Raw genomic sequence first — 1,332 nt, forward strand, 5'->3', positions numbered from 1 at the left:
CTCTGCGAGATTTTCCACAGTAGAGTTTGATAGCACTTCTTTCAGAAGTACTTTCTTTCCTGTTTCAGCTTCAATTCTGTTAACTAATCTTGTAGCTTTCAAAGAATGTCCACCTAATTCAAAGAAACCATCTTTTATACTTATATGTTCCACATCTAATATCTGACTAAATATTTCACTCAATACCTTCTCTGTCTCAGTTCTCGGTGCGATATATTCTTTATCACTCTTCATTTCAATTTCAGGCAATGCCCTCTTATCTAATTTCCCATTTTTCGTGACTGGTATCTCCGCAATTTGCATCATATACGCTGGTACCATATATTCTGGTAACTCCTTACGGATTACCTCTTTGAGATCATTCATACTGTATTCACTTTCAGCTGTAACATACGCACTAATTGCCTGTTCGCCGTTTTGATCTTCTTTGACAACTACAGCTGTATCTGTAATTCCCTCTACTTTTCTAATCACATTCTCAATTTCACCAAGCTCAATTCGGAATCCTCTGATTTTGACTTGTTCATCCATTCTTCCTAAATATTCAATATTTCCATCAGGAAGCCATCGTGCCAAATCTCCACTTCGATATAACTTTCCTTCCCCGAATGGATTGTCGATAAATTTTTCAGCTGTCAGTTCTGGTCTATTCAGATATCCTCTCGCCAGACCATCCCCCGCTATACATAATTCTCCAGGCGCACCGATTGGCTGAAGTTTTTCTCCATCTAAGATGTATATTTTTATATTGTCTATTGGCCGCCCAATGCTTATACTCTTTTGGCATTCCAAACGTCTCATAATTGTGGTTGCTATACTATTTTCTGTAGGACCATATTCATTGGTAATTTCTGCAGTAGGACATTTAATCAAACTCTTCTCTATTAAATTTTGATTAAATGCTTCTCCAGCTAACGTGACCACTCGCAACGTTTGAGTATCTTCCATTGATATTACTTCTAAAAGTGCTCTATACAGCATTGGAACAATAAGCATATGGGTAACACGATCATGAGCTAAATGGGATTTTATCGCAAGTACATCTTTAGCTTTTTCATCACTTTGAAGTAACACATGTGCTCCTGATAGAAGTGGAGTAAACATGCTTGTAACAAATCCATCAAATGCAAAAGAAAAAAGTTGAAGTATCGTATCCCCTTCTTTAAAATTATAAGCCCTCCGTCTCCATTGAAGGGTATTTGCTACGCCCTTTTGTTCAACCATAACACCCTTTGGTTTTCCTGTTGTTCCTGATGTATAAATCAAATACAGTAAATCATTTGGTTGATTGATTTTCTCGGGATTTTTTGTTTCTCCCATGAAAACACTGTT

At 36.9% G+C, this 1,332-nt stretch carries 1 protein-coding gene; it reads right to left on the bottom strand.

The window, feature by feature from the left end; genetic code table 11:
* Window positions 1-1,320, bottom strand: a 1,320-nt coding sequence (locus MR167_RS31435; protein WP_242316227.1) for a non-ribosomal peptide synthetase, incomplete at its 3' end; no start/stop codon positions are given.
* Window positions 1,321-1,332 lie beyond the last annotated feature (12 nt).

The organism is Bacillus cereus group sp. BfR-BA-01355 (assembly GCF_022663675.1).
GTDB lineage: Bacteria > Bacillota > Bacilli > Bacillales > Bacillaceae_G > Bacillus_A > Bacillus_A thuringiensis_S.